This is a genomic window from Actinoallomurus acanthiterrae (genome assembly GCF_054775715.1).
Map to the genome: position 1 here is coordinate 1,040,870 of NZ_BAAHCO010000001.1, position 17,235 is coordinate 1,058,104.

Annotated in this window: 16 protein-coding genes; 10 read left to right on the forward strand and 6 right to left on the reverse strand. The window is 69.5% G+C overall.

Annotated features, from left to right (window positions below; translation table 11 throughout):
• Positions 1-89: 89 nt before the first annotated feature.
• On the reverse strand, positions 90-857 hold the full coding sequence (locus ACYVF7_RS05125) for an IclR family transcriptional regulator (protein ID WP_460335616.1): 768 nt from the start codon (positions 855-857) through the stop codon (positions 90-92).
• A 159-nt stretch (positions 858-1,016) separates the two neighbouring features.
• Between ACYVF7_RS05125 and ACYVF7_RS05130 the strand changes: the two genes are divergently transcribed.
• Positions 1,017-2,237, forward strand: coding sequence for an ABC transporter ATP-binding protein (locus tag ACYVF7_RS05130; RefSeq protein ID WP_460335619.1), 1,221 nt, complete (start codon positions 1,017-1,019; stop codon positions 2,235-2,237).
• 94 nt (positions 2,238-2,331) lie between these two features.
• Here the strand turns inward: ACYVF7_RS05130 and ACYVF7_RS05135 are convergent, their stop codons facing one another.
• The 3 genes from ACYVF7_RS05135 to ACYVF7_RS05145 form a co-directional block, all read right to left on the reverse strand.
• On the reverse strand, positions 2,332-3,360 hold the full coding sequence (locus ACYVF7_RS05135) for a hypothetical protein (RefSeq protein WP_460335622.1): 1,029 nt from the start codon (positions 3,358-3,360) through the stop codon (positions 2,332-2,334).
• A complete protein-coding gene (locus ACYVF7_RS05140) occupies positions 3,357-3,698 on the reverse strand; it encodes a PadR family transcriptional regulator (RefSeq protein WP_460335625.1) in 342 nt (113 codons plus the stop codon). The genes ACYVF7_RS05135 and ACYVF7_RS05140 overlap by 4 nt, the downstream gene beginning before the upstream one ends.
• Before the next feature lie 86 nt (positions 3,699-3,784).
• Positions 3,785-4,789 (reverse strand): LacI family DNA-binding transcriptional regulator, encoded by a 1,005-nt coding sequence (locus tag ACYVF7_RS05145; RefSeq protein ID WP_460335628.1) that lies wholly within the window; start codon positions 4,787-4,789, stop codon positions 3,785-3,787.
• Positions 4,790-5,259: 470 nt separating this feature from the next.
• On the opposite strand from ACYVF7_RS05145, the gene ACYVF7_RS05150 reads away from it, so the two are divergent.
• Genes ACYVF7_RS05150 through ACYVF7_RS05165 form a run of 4 tightly spaced genes read left to right on the forward strand, consistent with a single transcriptional unit; the run spans position 5,260 to position 7,219 of the window.
• Positions 5,260-5,490 (forward strand): helix-turn-helix domain-containing protein, encoded by a 231-nt coding sequence (locus ACYVF7_RS05150; protein WP_345429029.1) that lies wholly within the window; start codon positions 5,260-5,262, stop codon positions 5,488-5,490.
• Between the two features lie 45 nt (positions 5,491-5,535).
• Positions 5,536-6,051 carry an amino-acid N-acetyltransferase gene (locus tag ACYVF7_RS05155; protein WP_460335631.1) on the forward strand — a complete coding sequence of 172 codons (516 nt, stop codon included), beginning with the start codon at positions 5,536-5,538 and terminating at the stop codon, positions 6,049-6,051.
• Positions 6,048-6,632, forward strand: coding sequence for an RDD family protein (locus tag ACYVF7_RS05160; protein WP_460335633.1), 585 nt, complete (start codon positions 6,048-6,050; stop codon positions 6,630-6,632). The genes ACYVF7_RS05155 and ACYVF7_RS05160 overlap by 4 nt, the downstream gene beginning before the upstream one ends.
• Positions 6,629-7,219 carry an RDD family protein gene (locus ACYVF7_RS05165; protein WP_460335636.1) on the forward strand — a complete coding sequence of 197 codons (591 nt, stop codon included), beginning with the start codon at positions 6,629-6,631 and terminating at the stop codon, positions 7,217-7,219. Before ACYVF7_RS05160 ends, ACYVF7_RS05165 begins: the two co-directional genes overlap by 4 nt.
• Here ACYVF7_RS05165 and ACYVF7_RS05170 read toward each other — a convergent pair.
• A complete protein-coding gene (locus tag ACYVF7_RS05170) occupies positions 7,205-10,498 on the reverse strand; it encodes a UvrD-helicase domain-containing protein (RefSeq protein ID WP_460357794.1) in 3,294 nt (1,097 codons plus the stop codon). The genes ACYVF7_RS05165 and ACYVF7_RS05170 overlap by 15 nt on opposite strands.
• Before the next feature lie 524 nt (positions 10,499-11,022).
• On the opposite strand from ACYVF7_RS05170, the gene ACYVF7_RS05175 reads away from it, so the two are divergent.
• The 4 genes from ACYVF7_RS05175 to ACYVF7_RS05190 all read left to right on the forward strand — a co-directional run bounded on the left by ACYVF7_RS05175 (position 11,023) and on the right by ACYVF7_RS05190 (position 15,391).
• Positions 11,023-11,166 (forward strand): hypothetical protein, encoded by a 144-nt coding sequence (locus ACYVF7_RS05175; RefSeq protein ID WP_460335638.1) that lies wholly within the window; start codon positions 11,023-11,025, stop codon positions 11,164-11,166.
• A 146-nt stretch (positions 11,167-11,312) separates the two neighbouring features.
• Positions 11,313-11,633: a histone-like nucleoid-structuring protein Lsr2 gene (locus tag ACYVF7_RS05180; protein WP_252779361.1), complete on the forward strand. Its 321-nt coding sequence runs from the start codon at positions 11,313-11,315 to the stop codon at positions 11,631-11,633.
• A 243-nt stretch (positions 11,634-11,876) separates the two neighbouring features.
• Positions 11,877-14,384, forward strand: a complete 2,508-nt coding sequence (locus ACYVF7_RS05185) for an ATP-dependent Clp protease ATP-binding subunit (protein WP_460335642.1) — start codon at positions 11,877-11,879, stop codon at positions 14,382-14,384.
• 218 nt (positions 14,385-14,602) lie between these two features.
• Positions 14,603-15,391, forward strand: coding sequence for an SAM-dependent methyltransferase (locus ACYVF7_RS05190; RefSeq protein ID WP_460335645.1), 789 nt, complete (start codon positions 14,603-14,605; stop codon positions 15,389-15,391).
• Positions 15,392-15,570: 179 nt separating this feature from the next.
• Here ACYVF7_RS05190 and ACYVF7_RS05195 read toward each other — a convergent pair whose 3' ends face one another.
• Positions 15,571-16,275, reverse strand: a complete 705-nt coding sequence (locus ACYVF7_RS05195; RefSeq protein ID WP_460335648.1) for a PadR family transcriptional regulator — start codon at positions 16,273-16,275, stop codon at positions 15,571-15,573.
• 76 nt (positions 16,276-16,351) lie between these two features.
• On the opposite strand from ACYVF7_RS05195, the gene ACYVF7_RS05200 reads away from it, so the two are divergent.
• Complete coding sequence (locus ACYVF7_RS05200) at positions 16,352-17,230, forward strand: SDR family NAD(P)-dependent oxidoreductase (RefSeq protein ID WP_460335651.1); 879 nt, start codon at positions 16,352-16,354, stop codon at positions 17,228-17,230.
• The last annotated feature ends 5 nt before the right edge of the window (positions 17,231-17,235 follow it).

Consider the following 17,235-nt stretch of genomic DNA (forward strand, 5'->3'; position numbering starts at 1 on the left):
GATCTGCGCCAGCGAAGTGGGAAAAATACCCGGACGACTACCTGAACCGCGTACGTAGGTATACGTATGCGGGTAGCCGGAAGGCCCGCTCAGGGGTGGATCAGATGGTACGCGGCGTACTCGATGCGTTCGCGGGCCTGAAGGAGAAGCGCGGAGATCTCGCGTTCGCGGGCGTCATCGAGGCGGATGGCGGGGACCGACACGCTGATCGCGTCGCGGGCCGGGCGCTGGAGTCGCAGGGCGACCCCGAAGCAGCAGACCCCGGGGGTGTTCTCCTCGCGGTCGACGGCGTGGCCGCGTTCGCGGACGCGCCTGAGCTCGGCGCGCAGCTCGTCCTGATCGATGAGCGTGTGCTCGGTCTGGCGCTCGAGGGGGTCGCGCAGCACGGGGTCCGGGCGGTCGGCAAGCAGGGCCTTGCCCAGCGAGGTGCTGTGCGCGGGCACGCGCCGGCCGACGCGGATGACGGGCCGCAGGTTGTGCCGCGACGGCCGGGAGGACAGGTAGACGACGTCGTAGTCGTCGAGGCGGCCGAAGTGCACGGTCTCGCCGGTGGCCTCCGCGAGCCAGTCGAGGACCTCGTGGGCCATGCCGACGACGGGATCGCCGTCGATGTAGGACGCGCCGACGAGCAGCGCGCGCATGCCGATGCGGTACAGCGTGCCCGTGGGGTCGGTCTCCACCCAGCCGAGCTGGACGAGGGTGCGCAGCAGGGCGTACAGGCTGCTCTTCGGGTAGCCGAGCTCCTGCTGGATCTCGGTCAGGCTGTACATCCCGCCCTGGCGGGCGAAGAAGTCGAGCAGCGCGACGGTCCGCGTCGCGGACTTGACGCCCGGCGCGGCTCGCTCGGTCGCGTCCATACAACCCCTCCAGAGCAGCCGGCCTGCGCTCAACGCGCGGCCCGGCGACCACGCCGGAGCCAGGAGACAGCTTAGTCTCGTTCAAGCCTTGTTCATATATGCGAACACTGGTTATGGTTGTGGACACTTTTAGCGGTCGAGTACCCGGAGGATTCCCCTATGGCCAAGATCGTCCTGAGCCATGTGGTTAAGGCCTACACGAACGAAGTCAAGGCGGTGGACGACCTCAACCTTGAGATCCAGGACGGGGAGTTCATGGTCCTCGTCGGCCCGTCCGGGTGCGGCAAGTCGACCGCGCTGCGGATGATCGCCGGCCTGGAGGACATCACCGGCGGTGAGATCTCGATCGGCGAGCGGGTGGTCAACAACCTGGCCCCCAAGGACCGCGACATCGCGATGGTCTTCCAGAACTACGCGCTGTACCCGCACATGACGGTCGAGCAGAACCTCGCGTTCGGCCTCCAGCTGCGCGGCACGCCGAAGCCGGAGATCAAGAAGCGGGTCAACGAGGCCGCCAAGATGCTCGGCCTCGACCAGTTCCTCAAGCGCAAGCCGGCCGCCCTCTCCGGTGGTCAGCGGCAGCGTGTCGCGATGGGCCGCGCGATCGTCCGTGAGCCGCAGGCGTTCCTGATGGACGAGCCGCTGTCGAACCTCGACGCCAAGCTCCGCGTGTCGATGCGCGCCTCCCTCAACCAGCTGCACGATCGTCTCGGCGTCACCACGGTGTACGTCACGCACGACCAGATCGAGGCCATGACCCTCGGCGACCGGGTCTGCGTGCTCCGCGAGGGCAAGCTCCAGCAGGTCGACACCCCGCAGAACCTCTTCGACAACCCGGTCAACCTGTTCGTCGCCGGGTTCATCGGCTCCCCGGCGATGAACTTCGTGACCGCCGAGCTGGTCCGCGACGACGGCGCCCACGTCGTCTTCGCGGGCAACAAGCTCCCCGTCCCGGCCTCGGTGCTGGAGGACCGTCCCGGCCTCGAGGACTACTTCGGCAAGGAGATCATCCTGGGCGTCCGGCCGTCCGACTTCGAGGACGCCGGGCACAACGGCAGCGACTGGCCGACCATCCAGGCGCACGCGGACGTCACCGAGGAGCTCGGCAGCGAGATCAACGTGATCTTCACGATCGACGCCCCGCCGGTCGAGCACAAGGACACCGCCGACCTCGCCCACGACGCCGACGAGGACGACGCCGCGATCCCGCTGGCCGACAACAAGGCGCTGTGGACCGCCCGCGTCAACGCCCGCTCGCACGTGCGTCCCGGGCAGGACATCAAGCTGTCGGTCGACACCAGCCGCCTGCACTTCTTCGACGTCGGCACCGGCCTGGCCATCGGCCACCCCGAGGCCGCCACCGTCGCCGCCACGGCCTGACGCCGCGGCATCTGATCACCGGGGGTCGCCACGCCACGTGCGTGGCGACCCCCGGGAGGTCGGTCGGGGTCGGTTGGTCGGGAGAGACACGCGCTCATATGGGTCGGCCGAGCCTTTCGCGCGGTGCTGGTTCGGCGCGCCGGAGCGTACGGACGGAGACGCGCGCGAGCAGGCCGGCGATCAGCAGCAGCGCCGCCGCCTGCCCGTACCCGACAGGGACGGCGTACGGCTCGGTGCCGCCGTAGTCGGTGGCCGTGATCATCTGCACGCCGGAGATCAGCGCCGCGTAGAGCGCGACGGCCGACGAACGGTGGGCGAGGTCATGGCCGGCCGCCGCGCGACCGCGGACCAGGCAGACAGCGCCGGCGGCGAGCGCGATCCAGCCGCACACGCCGTCCGGAATCAGGGTCAGCGCGAGGCTAGATGGCAGCCAGAGCGCGGCGAAGACGGCCACCGCGCCGACCGGAAGAGCCGCGAGCCCGCCGATCGGGCGGACGGCCGGCGCGTCCCGGTGGAACGCCACCGCCACCGCCACCACGGGCAGCAGGAGCGGGACGACCATCAGAACGGCCTCCCATGGCGTCCACGGCTCTGTGGCCAGCCGAAGCAGCGGCGGAACGGCGGCCGCCAGCGCCAGGACCCGCGCCGTACGCCGCCGACCCCGCACGAGCGCGACGTAGGCCGGCACGCAGAGCAGGTACGTCAGGCTCCACGCGACGTTCCAGACGAGGCCCACCTCCCCGGCGTGCCCGTACGCCGCCCGCACCGAGCCGCGTGCCTCGTCGGATCCGAAGAAGACTACGGTCAGCAGGCCCAGCACCTCGGCACCGGCCAGGACGGCCTGGGCGAGGAGGCCGAGAGCCCCGAACAACCGGACGGTCTGCCCCAAGGAGAAAAGGCGCGGGGCCGCGCCCGGTCCGCCGAGCCAGGAGCGCACCGCGAGCCGCACGACGCTGACCGTCTCGGCGAGGTCCGGTCGGCCGAGCCCCTCTTCCTCCGCGTCGCCGACACCCTCGGCGAATACCGCGACCATCTCCTCCTCCCGCGCCGCCCGGTAGGACGGCGGCAGGATCCGCAGCAGCGCGCGGTACCTCTGGACGATCAGGCTCTCGTCCCGGCTCATGCCGTGCCCTCCGACGCGCGGCGCGCCCGCAGGCGTGCGGTCGCCGCCCGTACGTGGACCGACAGGCGCGCGGCCTCGGCCGCGAGGGCCTCCGCGCCGGGATCGGTCAGCCGGTAGTACCGCCGCAGCCGGCCCTGGTGGACCTCTTCGCGGTCGAGTTCGACCCGCCCGTCGGCTGTCAGGCGGTCCAGCACTCCGTACAAGGTGCCGATTCGCAGTCGCATCCGGCCCTCGGACAGCCGCTCGACCTCGCCCACGATGCCGTAACCGTGCCGGGGCTCATCGACCAGTGCCGTCAGGACCAGGAACGCCTGTTCGGTCAGCGCTCGTTCTGTCATGGAGCCAACATATATCGGCGCACAGGATATCGTGCAAGGCATGCGTGAATGCCGGGCGGTGGCGATTCACGCGTCCGGGTGGTCTGTCAGGCGGACTCGCGGACGATGAGCTCGGGGGACAGGACGACCTGCCGGTGCTCGTGCTGCTCCGGGTCGCCGGTCTCCGCGAGCGCGAGCTCGGTCGCGGTCCGGCCGAGCTGCTCGCGCGGCTGGCCTACGGTCGTCATCGGCACGACGGCCGTCGCGGCGAGGTCGATGTCGTCGTAGCCGACGACGCTGATCTCCGTGGGCACCTTCACGCCCGCCCGTACGAGCTCGTTGATCAGTCCGATCGCGAGCAGGTCGTTGCCGCAGAAGACCCCGGTGGGCAGGGGGTCCAGCTCGAGCAGCCGCCGGGCCGCCGCCCGCCCGGCAGAGGCCGTCATCTCCGGCTGTTCGAGCGTCGTCAGGGCGTGCTCGTCCAGCCCCGCGCCCCGGGCCGCGTGTACGGCGCCCGCGTGGCGCTCACGGACCTGTCCGATCGACAGCGGGCCGGTGACGAACACGAGCCGGCGGTGGCGCCGGCCCAGCAGGTGACGGGCCGCCAGCGCTCCGCCCGCGCGGTGGTCGACCGCCACCGAGCAGACGCCGGCGGTGGTCCGGTCGAGCAGCACGACGGCGAGCCCGCGCCCGTGCAGTTCGGCGACGCGACCCGCACCGAGATCCAGCGGGCTGATCAGCAGACCGGAGACGTTCTGCTCCTCCAGGAAGTCCAGGCAGCGCTGTTCCTTCAGGGGAGAGCCCTCGCTGGTGCACCACAGGGCGTCGAACCCCTCGGCGTTCATCACCGCCTCGGCGGCCCGGCCGACATCGCTGAAGTACGGGTTGGCCATGCTCGGGACGACCACTCCCAGAACGTGGCTCTGCCCCTGCCGGAGCTGTCGCGCGGTCTCGTTGCGAACGAAGCCGAGCTCGCCAATGGCGGCCAGAACGCGTTCCCGGGTTGCTTCGGCCACCAGATTTGGCCGATTTAGGACATTCGAAACCGTGCCCACCGAGACTCCTGCATGTATCGCCACATCTCGGATACTGACGCGCGTCAACGCTTCCACCTTCCCGGTGAGTGCGGTTTTCGCAGGTCGACAAGGGTGAACAACTGTGGCCGATGTGTTACGTAGCGGAACGGATATGAGCGCCTACGCGTCGTAACATGCGAACCCTTGACGCCCCGCAGACGGCCGCTTAGCGTTCCGGAGCGGAGCGTAGCTTGAAACGATTCACGATCTTTGCCGGATCGCTGCGCGAAAAGGATGGGGGCGAGGGCGCACACATGACCCCACCCGGCCACGCCGAATTCGGTCCCGGCATCAACGCCGGGACGTTTCCTCATGCCACCGACTTGGCATCCGAGGCGACGTTCCCGCTCAACTCTCCAACGTATGAATCGTTACCCGGAGTTCCCGCGTCGCGCATCCTCATGCGGACGGGCGGCCAACTCCGGTCAAGCGCGCTCCGGCCTACCCGTGCCCATGCGGCGGTCGCCGCATCCCCGCAGCCATCACCCGGGACGAGGGAGGACGGAGTGGAACAGGCCACACTCACACGCCGTGGCACCGACGATCCGCGTCTGAGCGAGGATGAGCTCCGCTTGCTCGCGCAGATCGCCACAGGTGTCACTGCAGATGTGGCGGCGCGGAGACTCGAGCTCAGCGCGCGCACCTTGCGGAGGAGGCTGCGATCGATCTGTGACCGCCTCGATGTGAGTACCCCTATCGAGGCCGTCGTGTGGGCGGCACGGAGGCAGCTCATCTGATCGGTGACAAGGGCATCCCGGCGTTCCGGCTAGTGTCCCCTGTTTGTGGAGATAGCGATCCGCCGTGCCCGCGTGACCGACGTCCGGGCGATCCGGCGGCTGATCGACCTGTACTCCGGGCCGGGCCGGCTGCTGGAGAAGCCCACCGTCACCCTCTACGAGGACGTCCAGGAGTTCTGGGTCGCGGAGGACCGGGAGAGCGGCGACGTCGTGGGCTGTGGGGCGTTGCACGTCATGTGGGAGGATCTCGCCGAGGTTCGTTCGGTTGCCGTCGATCCGTCCCGCCACGGGCGTGGGGTGGGGCACCGGATCGTCGCGCGGCTCCTGGAGACCGCGCGCGAGCTCGGTGTACGCCGCGTGTTCTGCCTGACGTTCGAGGTGGACTTCTTCGCCCGGCACGGGTTCCAGGCGCTCAAGGGCGCTCCGGTCTCACCGGAGGTGTACGAGGAGCTGTTGCGCAGCTACGACGACGGCGTCGCGGAGTTCCTCGACCTCGAGCGGGTCAAGCCGAACACCCTGGGCAACACCCGGATGCTGCTGCACCTGGAAGGAAGTGAATGAGCGAGCCATATCCGCCGTACGGCCGGTCGGCGGAGCACTCGGCGCACTCGGCGGGGTACGCGGAGCACGGGTCGTACGGCGAGCAGGCGCCGCAGGCGGAGCTGATCCTCGCTCCGATCGCCCGGCGGGCCGGCGCCCGGCTGATCGACGCGGGGCTGCTCGGGGTCGTGGGGTTCGCCCTCATCCTGCCGTTCATGATCGCGGCGATGGGCCTGGGCGAGCCCGCCAACCACGTCAAGGACGGCGGCGGCATCTGGTCGGGCACGGCCATCGTCGGCTGGATCCTCGTCCTGGGGATCCTGCCGTTCGCGTACGAGGCCGTGCAGCTCGCGCTGTGGGGGCAGACGCTCGGCAAGCGGGTGCTGCGCCTGCGGGTGCTCACCGAGACCGGCGAGCCGCTGACGCCTGCCCGCGCGGCGGCCCGGGCGGCGGTCAACAACGTCGTGTACCTCTTCGGCTGCGGCGTCGGCACGGTGATGGCGTACCTCTGGGCGATCTGGGACCAGCCTCTGCACCAAGGGCTGCACGACCGGCTGGCGGCCACCGTCGTGGTCGACGACCGAGAGTTCGCGGACGAGTGACCGAGGAGGCCGTCGACGCGGTGGCCGAGCCGTCGCAGCGTCTGGTCGCCCGCATCATCGACACCCTGATCGTCGGCGTGCCCATCGCAACGGCCGCGACCGAGATCTTCCCCCGCGAGACCGCGCAGACCGTCGTGGCGCCGATCGCCTTCGCCGTGACCTTCTTCCTCTACGAGGCGGTGCAGCTCGCCGTCTGGGGGCGCACGGTCGGCAAGCGTCTCACCGGACTGCGGGTGATCTCCGTGACGGGGGAGCGGCCGACCGTCGTACAGGCGCTCATCCGCGCGGCGATCTACGCGCTGCCGCCCGCCGCGCGCCCCGTCCCGGTCCTCAACGTCCTCGCCGCGATCTTCTGGCTCGCCGAGAACGGCCTGCAGTTCGAGGGCTCGTACCGCCAGGCGCTCCACGACCGCGCGGCCGGCACCCTCGTCATCGACATCCGGCCACGCGCTCTGGACGAACCCGCCCCCGCCGACGAGCCCACCGCCGACGAGGCCGGTCCTGCGGATGAGCCGGGTTTCGTGGACGAGGCGGGTTTGGCGGCGGAGCCGGGGCTCGTGGACGAGCCGCGCTCAGATCAGCCGTAGCTGACGGTCGCGGGGACGGCGGCGGGCGGCCTCCGGGCGGGTCACCAGCTCGGCCGGGATCGAGCGCAGGAACGGCGACGGCTCCCGGCGCCGCGTGGACGACAGGTACAGGTGCGTCTGCGCCCGCGTCATGCCGACGAAGAACAGCCGGCGCTCCTCCGTCTCGTCGCTGTCCGGCATCCGCAGCGGCAGCAGGCCGTCCTCACAGCCGATGACGAACACGACGGGGAACTCCAGGCCCTTGGACGCGTGCAGCGTCAGCAGGGCGATGCGGTCGGCGCGCGGGTCGTACGCGTCGACCTCGGCGCCGAGCGCCAGCTCGCCGAGGAACGCCTCCAGGTCGTCGCCGCAGCGGACGGCGAGCGGCGTCAGCAGCTCGGCCGCGGACCGCAGCACGGCCTCGTCGTGGATCTCGAGGAGCGCGCCGACGGCGGCGCGGAGCCGGTCGCGCAGCGGCCCGCCGTGGTGGCGCAGCTCGTGCGCGAGCTCCCGCACGCCCGGACGCTTGAGGAGCCGGTCGTGCGAGCGCTTCTGGTACGGCATGCCGGCGCGGGTGAGGGCCTCCATCACCGGCTCGGACTGCGCGTCGGTCCGGTACAGCACCGCGATGTCGGAGAAGTCGAGATGGTCGGCGTGGTGGCCGTCGGAACGCCCGGAGTCCATCGAGTGGAAGGACGACCCGCCCAGCAGCCGGTCGATCGTGCCCGTCACATAGTCGGCCTCCGCCTGGGCGTCCGCCGTCTCGTGCACCTGGATGAGCCGGTCGCCGGAGCGCTGCGGGACGAGCGTCCGGCCGGGTACGAGGCTGGTGGCGGCGATCGCGCGTACGGCCCCGTCGACGATCGCGGGCGCGGAACGGTAGTTGCGGGTGAGCTGCACGGTCGTCGCGCCGGTGAAGTCGTTCTGAAAACGCAGGAAGAAGCCGACATCCGCGCCCCGGAAGGAGTAGATCGCCTGGTCCGGGTCGCCGATCGCGGTGAGCCCGCCGTCGGGCCGCGTCAGCAGCCGCAGCAGGGCGTACTGCGTCTCGTCGACGTCCTGGTACTCGTCGACGCTGATCCACGGCCAGCGGCCCCGGTACGCCTCCGCCAGCTCCGGCTCCTCTTCCATTAGGCGCACCGGGAGGCGGAGCAGGTCGGTGAAGTCGGCCAGGCCGCGCTCGCGCAGCCGCTTCTCGAAGGCGCTGCGGGCCTCGGACTCCTCCGGACCGACGCCCGGCCCGTCGAACCCGGCGAGCAGGCGCCGTGCCTCCTTGTCCGTGCCGGTCATCTCCCGGGCGACGTCGAGCCGGTCGGTCTCGTCGGCGATGCGGAAGCCGTCGGGGAGCCCGGCCCGCTCGTGCTGCTCGCGCAGGATCAGCGCGCCGAGGCCGTGGAAGGTCGTCACGGTGAGCCGGGCGGCGCGACCGGGCAGGAGCGCGTCGAGGCGCTCGCGCATCTCCTCGGCCGCCCGCCGCGTGAACGTGATCGCCAGGCAGTGCTCCGGCGGGACGCCACGCTCGCCGACGAGGTGGGCGATCCGGTGCGTGAGCGTGCGGGTCTTCCCGGTGCCCGGCCCGGCGATGATCAGCAGCGGCCCGCCGGGATGCGCGGCCGCCACGCGCTGATCGGGGTCGAGCCCGTCCAGCACGGACCTCCCAGGTCCGTCGTCCGGCGCCGATTCCCCGGAGCGGCTGCCCGGTGCCGATTCCCCGTCGAGCCCGCCCCGTACGGATTCCTCGCGGCGGCTCTCGTCCGGCGTGGGCCCTTCGGCGGCATCGCCTTGCTCGGCGGCCTCGACGGCCTCCAGGATGTCCTGTTGCCCCTCGATAGGTGCTTCGTCCGGCACGGCCTCGTCGGGCGTTTCTGCGGCCTCTGACGGCTCCGGAGCGGTGCTCTGGGACGAAGGAGGACGGTCGTCGGCGCCGGGCACGTCGAACAGGCCCGGCTCCCGTACGGCCGTCGCGGGCGCGGCGGGGGTCTCGGGAAGGTCGAAGAGGCCCGAGTCGTCGGGCGCGCCGAGGAGGCCGACGGCGCGCTTGCCCTCCCGGCGGAGCTCGCCGGGCTCGAAGAGCCGGATCACGCCGTACTCGCCGTCGTACCCGGCGTCGCGGACGACCTCCCCACGGCGCAGCCGGGCGATGGCCTCGGCCAGGAGCTCGCCGCCCGCCCGGCGTACGTCGTCCAGGGGCACCTCGTCGAGGATCGCGAGCTCCGGACCCAGCGCCGACACGAGTTCGGCGATATGCCCCAGTACGGACTTGGAGCGCGGCCCGACGCCGCGGATCTCGCTGACGATCTCCGGCAGCGGGATGAGGTTGCGAAAGTCCGCCGCGCTCTCGGGCCGCCGTCCCTCCGGGTGGTCGGCGAGCTCGTCGACGCGGTACAGCACGCCGACGGTCAGCGGCCGGCCGCAGGAGGGGCAGCGCCCGTCCTGCGCCTTGGTCTCCTCGGGCTCGAGCCGTACGCCGCATTTGCGGTGCCCGTCGAGGTGGTACTTGCCCTCCTCGGGGAAGAACTCGACGCTCCCGGCGTACCCGTCGCCGGTCTCCAGGGCGGCGCGCAGGGCGTAGTAGTCCATGTCGGTGTCGAAGGCCGACGCCTCGCGGGCGAGCGCGGGCGGGGAATGCGCGTCCGAGTTGCTCACGAGGCGGTACCGGTCCAGCGATTCGACCCGCCAGTTCATGAGGGGGTCGGAAGAAAGGCCCGTCTCGACGGCGAAGATGTGGTCGGCCAGATCGTCGTAGCAGTCGGCGACGGCGTCGAACCCGGATTTGGACCCCAGGACGGAGAACCACGGCGTCCACACGTGCGCGGGGATGAGGTACGACCCCGGGTCGCTCTGCAGTGTGATCTCGAGGAGATGCCGCGAGTCGAGGCCGAGGATGGGCCGCCCGTCGGAGGTGACGTTCCCGATCCTGGCCAGCGCGGCGGTGATGCGCTCGGCCGCTTCGAACGAGGGGGCATAAAGAAGGTGATGTACCTTCCGTGTGCGTTCACCCTTTTTGTAGATCGTGGAGATCTCGACGGAGAGCAGAAAGCGCACCGGAGCCCGGCACGCGGGCGGTAGTGTGCGAGCGACCCGTCGCTCGAGCTCGGGCCGCAGCCGGAACAGGCCCGGTTCAGCGGGAACGAGGTTCTGCCGCAGCTCCTCCATCCACGCCGGATGCGTGAAATCCCCGGTGCCCACGACCGATACGCCTTTGCGCCCGGCCCACCAGGCCAAGTGTTCAAGGTCACAGTCCTTGCTGCAGGCGCGGGAGTACTTCGAATGGATATGAAGGTCCGCGTAGAACATCACGTCGTCGCCCGTCGTCTCGATCGTCCGACCCAACCCCATTGGATCCTGCCATGCTCGGAGACTTATGATCGCCGGATCGCGGGGGTGGCCGGATTCGCGGAGCCCCTTCGCCACAGGGGATCCCGGACTCCACGGCCGGGCGGCACAGCACATTCCGCTGCCGTGCTGGGGCTTAAGCGCCGGTTCGACACGGTTATTCGCCATGCCGGGAGCATCGCGAAAACGGAGACACGGCCGGGTTTAGCGCCTCGGCCTCATCGCCGCAGCTCCGTCGCCCACACCCCAGGACGCTGCGGGAACACCGGTAGTGGGCTCGTTCGTTGACGATGGTGCTCGCGATGGAGCCGCCGAATCCCAGTGCTCCCGCAGGCCCCGATGTTCGCCGGGTGCCCGGTCCGGAAAGGGGCGGGTGTCCCCACCGCGACGTGCTGCGCGACAATTTCACCATGAGGATGCACGCCGATGACCACTGAGTCTGGGCGAGCGTCCCGTTAAACCCGACCGGAACGGAAGGCGTGGGTTGGATGTGGAAGGACCTGGCAGCGCTCGTACCGCCTCTCACCGTGGCCGCCGCGTTCTTGGCAGGCGTGTTCTGGGTGGTGCGACGAGAGATGGGCGGTAAGCGCCGCCGCGAACGCACCCCGGAGAACCGCCGGAGCGGCCAGTAACCCCAGGGATCCGGAGCGATTGCTGTGGATAACGCTGCGTAACGGGCGTGCTAAACTCGGATCTGTGGTTCGAATTGTCATCGACCACTGTGGCGGTATATCTTTGGCAACCGAATGCAGTTTGCTCCGGTGAAAGGTCAGTCTCCATGGCAGAGCAGATCATTAAGCGCCTCATCGACGACCTCGATGGTGGCGAGGCGGAGGAGACGGTTCCGTTCTCCATCGACGGTGTCTCCTATGAGATCGATCTCAGCAGCGACAACGCAAAGAAGCTGCGCGATTCTCTGTCGCCGTTCGTGGAGCACGCGCGGAGGGCCGGCGTTGGACGCCGCCGCCGCAGCCGTGCCGCCTCGAGCCGCGAGCGCAGCGCGGACATCCGTGCGTGGGCGAAGGCACGTGGCATCAAGGTCAACGAGCGTGGCCGTATCCCCGCGACTGTCGTCGAGGAGTACGAGCGCGCGCACTGACTCGCGGAAGAGACAACGCAGACCGGCCCGTTGCCCGACATTTATCGGCAGCGGGCCGTTCGCTTGCGGCGTACGGGGAACATCCAGGGCCCGCGCGGTAGTTGGATGAGGATGAACAGCCCTAGCCCGGGGAATCTCTTCTGGTACGGCGCCGAGGCAGTGACCGCGGGGCGGGGCTAGCATGCGGAAGGACAGGGTCGGACATCCCGGCTACTGCCCAACCGCTCTGTGAGGAGCGACGAGATGTTCGAGAGGTTTACGGACCGCGCGCGGCGGGTTGTCGTCCTGGCTCAGGAAGAGGCCAGGATGCTCAATCACAACTACATCGGCACCGAGCACATCCTCTTGGGCCTCATCCACGAGGGGGAGGGTGTTGCCGCGAAGGCTCTGGAGAGTCTGGGTATCAGCCTTGAGGCCGTCCGCCAGCAGGTCGAGGAGATTATCGGCCAGGGGCAGCAGGCTCCTTCGGGGCACATCCCGTTCACTCCGCGGGCGAAGAAGGTCCTTGAGCTGTCGTTGCGGGAGGCGCTGCAGCTCGGCCACAACTACATCGGGACCGAGCACATCCTGCTGGGCCTGATCCGCGAGGGTGAGGGTGTGGCGGCCCAGGTCCTGGTGAAGCTCGGGGCCGACCTGAACCGCGTCCGCCAGCAGGTGATCCAGCTGCTGCACGGGTATCAGGGCAAGGAGCCGGCGTCGTCGGGTGGGCCGTCGGAGGCCGCGCCGTCGACTTCGCTGGTGCTGGATCAGTTCGGCCGGAACCTGACCCAGGCCGCGCGTGAGGGCAAGCTCGATCCGGTGATCGGGCGGGAGAAGGAGATCGAGCGGGTCATGCAGGTGCTGTCCCGCCGTACCAAGAACAACCCGGTGCTGATCGGTGAGCCGGGCGTGGGTAAGACCGCGGTCGTGGAGGGCCTGTCCCAGAAGATCGTCAAGGGTGAGGTCCCTGAGACGCTGAAGGACAAGCAGCTTTACACGCTGGATCTGGGGGCGCTGGTCGCCGGTTCGCGTTACCGCGGTGATTTCGAGGAGCGCTTGAAGAAGGTGCTCAAGGAGATCCGCACGCGCGGTGACATCATTCTGTTCATCGATGAGCTGCACACGCTCGTCGGCGCGGGCGCCGCGGAGGGCGCGATCGATGCCGCGAGCATCCTGAAGCCGATGCTGGCCCGGGGTGAGTTGCAGACGATCGGCGCGACGACGCTGGATGAGTACCGCAAGTACCTGGAGAAGGACGCCGCGCTGGAGCGGCGGTTCCAGCCGATCCAGGTGGCCGAGCCGTCGCTGAGCCACACGATCGAGATCCTCAAGGGCCTGCGGGACCGTTACGAGGCGCACCACCGCGTGTCGATCACCGACAGCGCGCTCGTGGCCGCCGCGCAGCTCGCCGACCGCTACATCAGCGACCGGTTCCTGCCCGACAAGGCGATCGACCTGATCGACGAGGCCGGTTCGCGGATGCGGATCCGCCGGATGACCGCGCCGCCGGATCTGCGTGAGTACGACGAGAAGATCGCTGATGTGCGGCGGGAGAAGGAGTCCGCGATCGACGCGCAGGACTTCGAGAAGGCCGCCGCGCTGCGGGATAAGGAGAAGCAGCTTCTCCAGGCCAAGGCGCAGCGGGAGAAGGAGTGGAAGGCCGGTGACATGGACGTCGTGGCCGAGGTCACCGAGGAGCTCATCGCCGAGGTTCTGGCGACGGCGACCGGCATCCCGGTGTTCAAGCTCACCGAGGAGGAGTCCGCGCGGCTGCTGCGGATGGAGGATGAGCTGCACAAGCGGGTCATCGGCCAGAACGACGCGATCAAGGCGCTGTCGCAGTCGATCCGGCGTACTCGCGCGGGTCTGAAGGACCCCAAGCGCCCGGGCGGTTCGTTCATCTTCGCCGGCCCGTCGGGTGTGGGTAAGACGGAGCTGTCCAAGACGCTGGCGGAGTTCTTGTTCGGTGATGAGGACGCGCTGATCCAGCTCGACATGTCCGAGTTCATGGAGAAGCACACGGTCTCGCGGCTGTTCGGGTCCCCGCCTGGATATGTCGGGTATGAGGAGGGCGGCCAGCTGACCGAGAAGGTCCGCCGTAAGCCGTTCTCCGTCGTGTTGTTCGACGAGATCGAGAAGGCCCACCCGGACATCTTCAACTCGCTGTTGCAGATCCTGGAGGACGGTCGCCTGACCGACGCTCAGGGCCGGGTCGTGGACTTCAAGAACACCGTCGTGATCATGACGACGAACCTCGGCACCCGCGACATCTCCAAGGGCCTGTCCGTCGGTTTCGCCCGGGAGAACGACGAGCAGGGCTCGTATGACCGGATGAAGTCGAAGGTCAACGAAGAGCTCAAGCAGCACTTCCGGCCGGAGTTCCTCAACCGTGTCGATGACACCGTGGTCTTCCACCAGCTCACGCCGAAGGAGATCATCCAGATCGTCGATCTGATGATCGCCAAGGTGGACGAGCGGCTGAAGGACCGCGACATGGGTATCGAGCTTCGCCAGGAGGCCAAGGACCTGCTGGCCGAGCGCGGGTATGACCCGGTGCTGGGCGCGCGTCCGCTGCGCCGCACGATCCAGCGGGAGATCGAGGACGCTCTGTCGGAGAAGATCCTCTACAACGAGCTGCGCGCCGGTGAGATCGTCATCGTCGGGGTCGAGGGCAGTGGCGAGACGGCGAAGTTCACCTTCACCGGCGAACCCAAGCCCGGCTCCGTCCCCGACTCCCCGCCCCCCGCGGCCGAGTCGATCAACCACCCGTAACCGGTACGACGTCAGAGGCCCCGCGCTCCGTTCGGAGTGCGGGGCCTTTGCGTATCCCGTTATGTCTGGTTTCTATGCTTTTTGCTTTTGACTGATCGCGTCTTCTTCGACGGGCATCGAGTAAGATCATTTACTCCTGGATGCCGTACGGGAAGGTCGTACGTGGGCGAGGCGGCGAGCGGGATGAGCGCGGGCAACGGCTCGACGGAGCGGTCCAAGTGACGGATCTGCGTACCGATATCGCGCATTCGGCGCGAATCTACGACTACATGCTGGGCGGCAAGGACAATTTCGCGGCGGACCGCGCGGCGGCGGCCGAGATCGTGAAGCACCTGCCCACGCTGCAGGTCTCCATGCGGGCCAACCGCGACTTCATGCTCCGCATGACCCGTTACCTGGTGCGCGAGATGGGCATCCGGCAGTTCCTCGACGTCGGCACCGGCCTGCCGACCTCGCCGAACCTGCACGAGGCAGCCCAGGAGATCGCGCCGGAGACGCGGGTGGTCTACGTCGACAACGACCCGATCGTGCTCGCGCACGCCCGGGCGCTGCTCACCAGTTCGCCGGAGGGCAGGACCGCCTACATCGACGCCGACCTGCGCGACAGCAAGACGATCTTCGAGTCGGCCCAGCTCCACGAGACCCTGGACCTGAACCGGCCCGTCGCCCTCACACTCATCGCGCTCCTGCAGTTCTTCATCGACGAGGACGAGGCCCAAGAAGCCGTGCGGGCCCTGGTGGAGCCGCTCGCGCCGGGCAGCGTGCTGGCGATCTCGGTGGTGCCCGACGCCGAGCGAGAGAGCCCGCTGGCCGACGGGGTGGCCGCGTACCGTTCCCAGGGGATTCCGATGAAGATGCGCACCAAGGCCGAGACGGAGCGCTTCTTCGACGGCCTGGACCTCGTCGAGCCGGGCGTCACCAAGGTCACCGAGTGGCGTCCCGACGGGCCGGCCGATCCGGACGATCCCGCCCCGCACATGTACGGCGGCATTGCGATCAAGCGCTGACCGGTCGGGCGGGGTCTCGGCCTGCCAGAGGCTCTCGGGTCGCGGTGGGCTCGGCAGGCGGATAAACCTCGACCTCCGCATAGTGGCCTGATGCCTTCTTCAGCTTGATATCGCTCGTCACCAGTGGGCAGTCGAGCGCCTCGGCGAGCGCGACATAGCATGCGTCGTACGCAGTGAAGTTACCGCGTAGGCCCCTCGCCCCGCTCCTCGCGGACCACGGCCACGATGTCCTCTCCGCGTGCGCCGCCCGAGCGCTGCCTCGCTCGCTCGAACACCTCTGCGGCGGGTGCGGCCGGAGGGTGGGCGTCGTCTTCGGCGGCCGGTACGGCCGGAGGGACGGTCTGCGCCCACTCTGCCCAGTCGGCCAGCGCCTGGTAGATCCGGACGGCCGCCTCGACGGCCACCCGCATGGAGCGGGTCTGGGGGGCCGTCCCGAAGTCGCCGCGGTCCTTGGCCGCCGCGTACCCGCGCGCCATGTCGGCGACCTGGGAGAAGAACTCCTGTTCGCGGCGTAGGTGCGCCTGGAGGTCGTCGGTCTCCATGAGCCAGAAGAAGAACGACCGGAGCACCGACTCGGTGCGGAGGGTGTGGTCGACCTCCTCCTCGGTCAGCCAGCGGCGAATCTCGGCTCGCCCGGCATCGGTGATCCGGTAGGCCTTCCGGCCGCGCGGGCCGTGGCTGTCGACCTCGATCATCCCGGCGTCGGCGAGCCGGGACAGCTCGGAGTAGATCTTCGGGTGCTGGGCCGGCCATACCGGGCCCAGGTGCTCCTCGAAGCGCCGGGCCAGGTCATAGCCGCTGGCGGGCCCTTCGGCGAGCAGTCCGAGCAGCCCATGCCGCAGCGACACTCCGTCACCGTCCTCCCTCGAGATCCGTCCGTCCATCTTGACATGTCCTCCGGTACGCCTGATGATCGTCGTGTCCCAAGGTACATGTCCCAAAGTACATGTGAGGTCGATCATGAGTCAGGCCATCGGGAACGGGCGTGCGGTCTTCATCACCGGAGCCGCCGGCGGCATCGGCACCGCGACGACGCGCGCCCTCGCCGAGCGCGGATATCGCGTCTACGCCGGCGTGCGCGGCGACGCACCCCACCTCGCCGAGATCCGCGGCGTCGAACGGATCCACGTCGACGTCACCGACCCGAAGAGCGTCGCTGGGGCCGCCGCGGAGGTCGCCCGGCTCCAGGGTGGGCAGGGACTCCATGCCGTCGTGAACAACGCAGGGATCATCATCCAGGGCCCGCTGGAGCTGGTGCCGGCCGAGGACCTGCGCCGCCAGTTCGAGATCAACGTCTTCGGGCCCGCCGAGGTCATCCGGGCGTTCGCGCCACTGCTCCGCGAAGGCCGCGGCCGCCTGATCAACATCAGTGCCCCGACGTCGCGGCTCGCGCTGCCGTTCGCCGCCCCGATCTCGGCGAGCAAGGCGGCGCTCGACGCGCTGTCCGACGCCGTACGGATCGAACTCGGGGCGCAGGGCGTCGCGGTCGTCACGGTCGTCCCCGGAGCGGTGGAGACGCCGATCTTCGCGAAGGCGGAGGCGGCGGCCGCGTCGGCCCTCGCGGACGCCGATCCGGCGCGCCTGGCGCTCTACCGGTCACGGATCGAGGCCATGGGCGCCGCCATGGCGAAGATGCGGCCGTCCAAGCCGGAGACGGTCGCGGGCACCATCGTCAAGGCCGTCGAGGCGGCCCGGCCGAAGGCACGGTACCTGGCGAACTCCGATGTCCGCCCGGCCCTGCTCGTGTCCCGGCTGCCGGTGCGGCTCCGCGACCGGGCGGTCGTCGGCATCCTCGGCCTGCGCAAGGCCGAGGCGGCCGGCCCCGCGCTCGGATCCTGACCGGC

Excerpts from the sequence above, each read along its gene's own strand:
- ACYVF7_RS05140 (WP_460335625.1), bottom strand. The coding sequence starts at position 3,698 with ATGACAGAACGAGCGCTGACCGAACAGGCGTTCCTGGTCCTGACGGCA.
- ACYVF7_RS05200 (WP_460335651.1), top strand. The coding sequence starts at position 16,352 with ATGAGTCAGGCCATCGGGAACGGGCGTGCGGTCTTCATCACCGGAGCC.
- ACYVF7_RS05175 (WP_460335638.1), top strand. The coding sequence starts at position 11,023 with ATGTGGAAGGACCTGGCAGCGCTCGTACCGCCTCTCACCGTGGCCGCC.
- ACYVF7_RS05195 (WP_460335648.1), bottom strand. The coding sequence starts at position 16,275 with ATGGACGGACGGATCTCGAGGGAGGACGGTGACGGAGTGTCGCTGCGG.
- ACYVF7_RS05130 (WP_460335619.1), top strand. The coding sequence starts at position 1,017 with ATGGCCAAGATCGTCCTGAGCCATGTGGTTAAGGCCTACACGAACGAA.
- ACYVF7_RS05180 (WP_252779361.1), top strand. The coding sequence starts at position 11,313 with ATGGCAGAGCAGATCATTAAGCGCCTCATCGACGACCTCGATGGTGGC.
- ACYVF7_RS05125 (WP_460335616.1), bottom strand. The coding sequence starts at position 857 with ATGGACGCGACCGAGCGAGCCGCGCCGGGCGTCAAGTCCGCGACGCGG.
- ACYVF7_RS05185 (WP_460335642.1), top strand. The coding sequence starts at position 11,877 with ATGTTCGAGAGGTTTACGGACCGCGCGCGGCGGGTTGTCGTCCTGGCT.
- ACYVF7_RS05160 (WP_460335633.1), top strand. The coding sequence starts at position 6,048 with ATGAGCGAGCCATATCCGCCGTACGGCCGGTCGGCGGAGCACTCGGCG.
- ACYVF7_RS05135 (WP_460335622.1), bottom strand. The coding sequence starts at position 3,360 with ATGAGCCGGGACGAGAGCCTGATCGTCCAGAGGTACCGCGCGCTGCTG.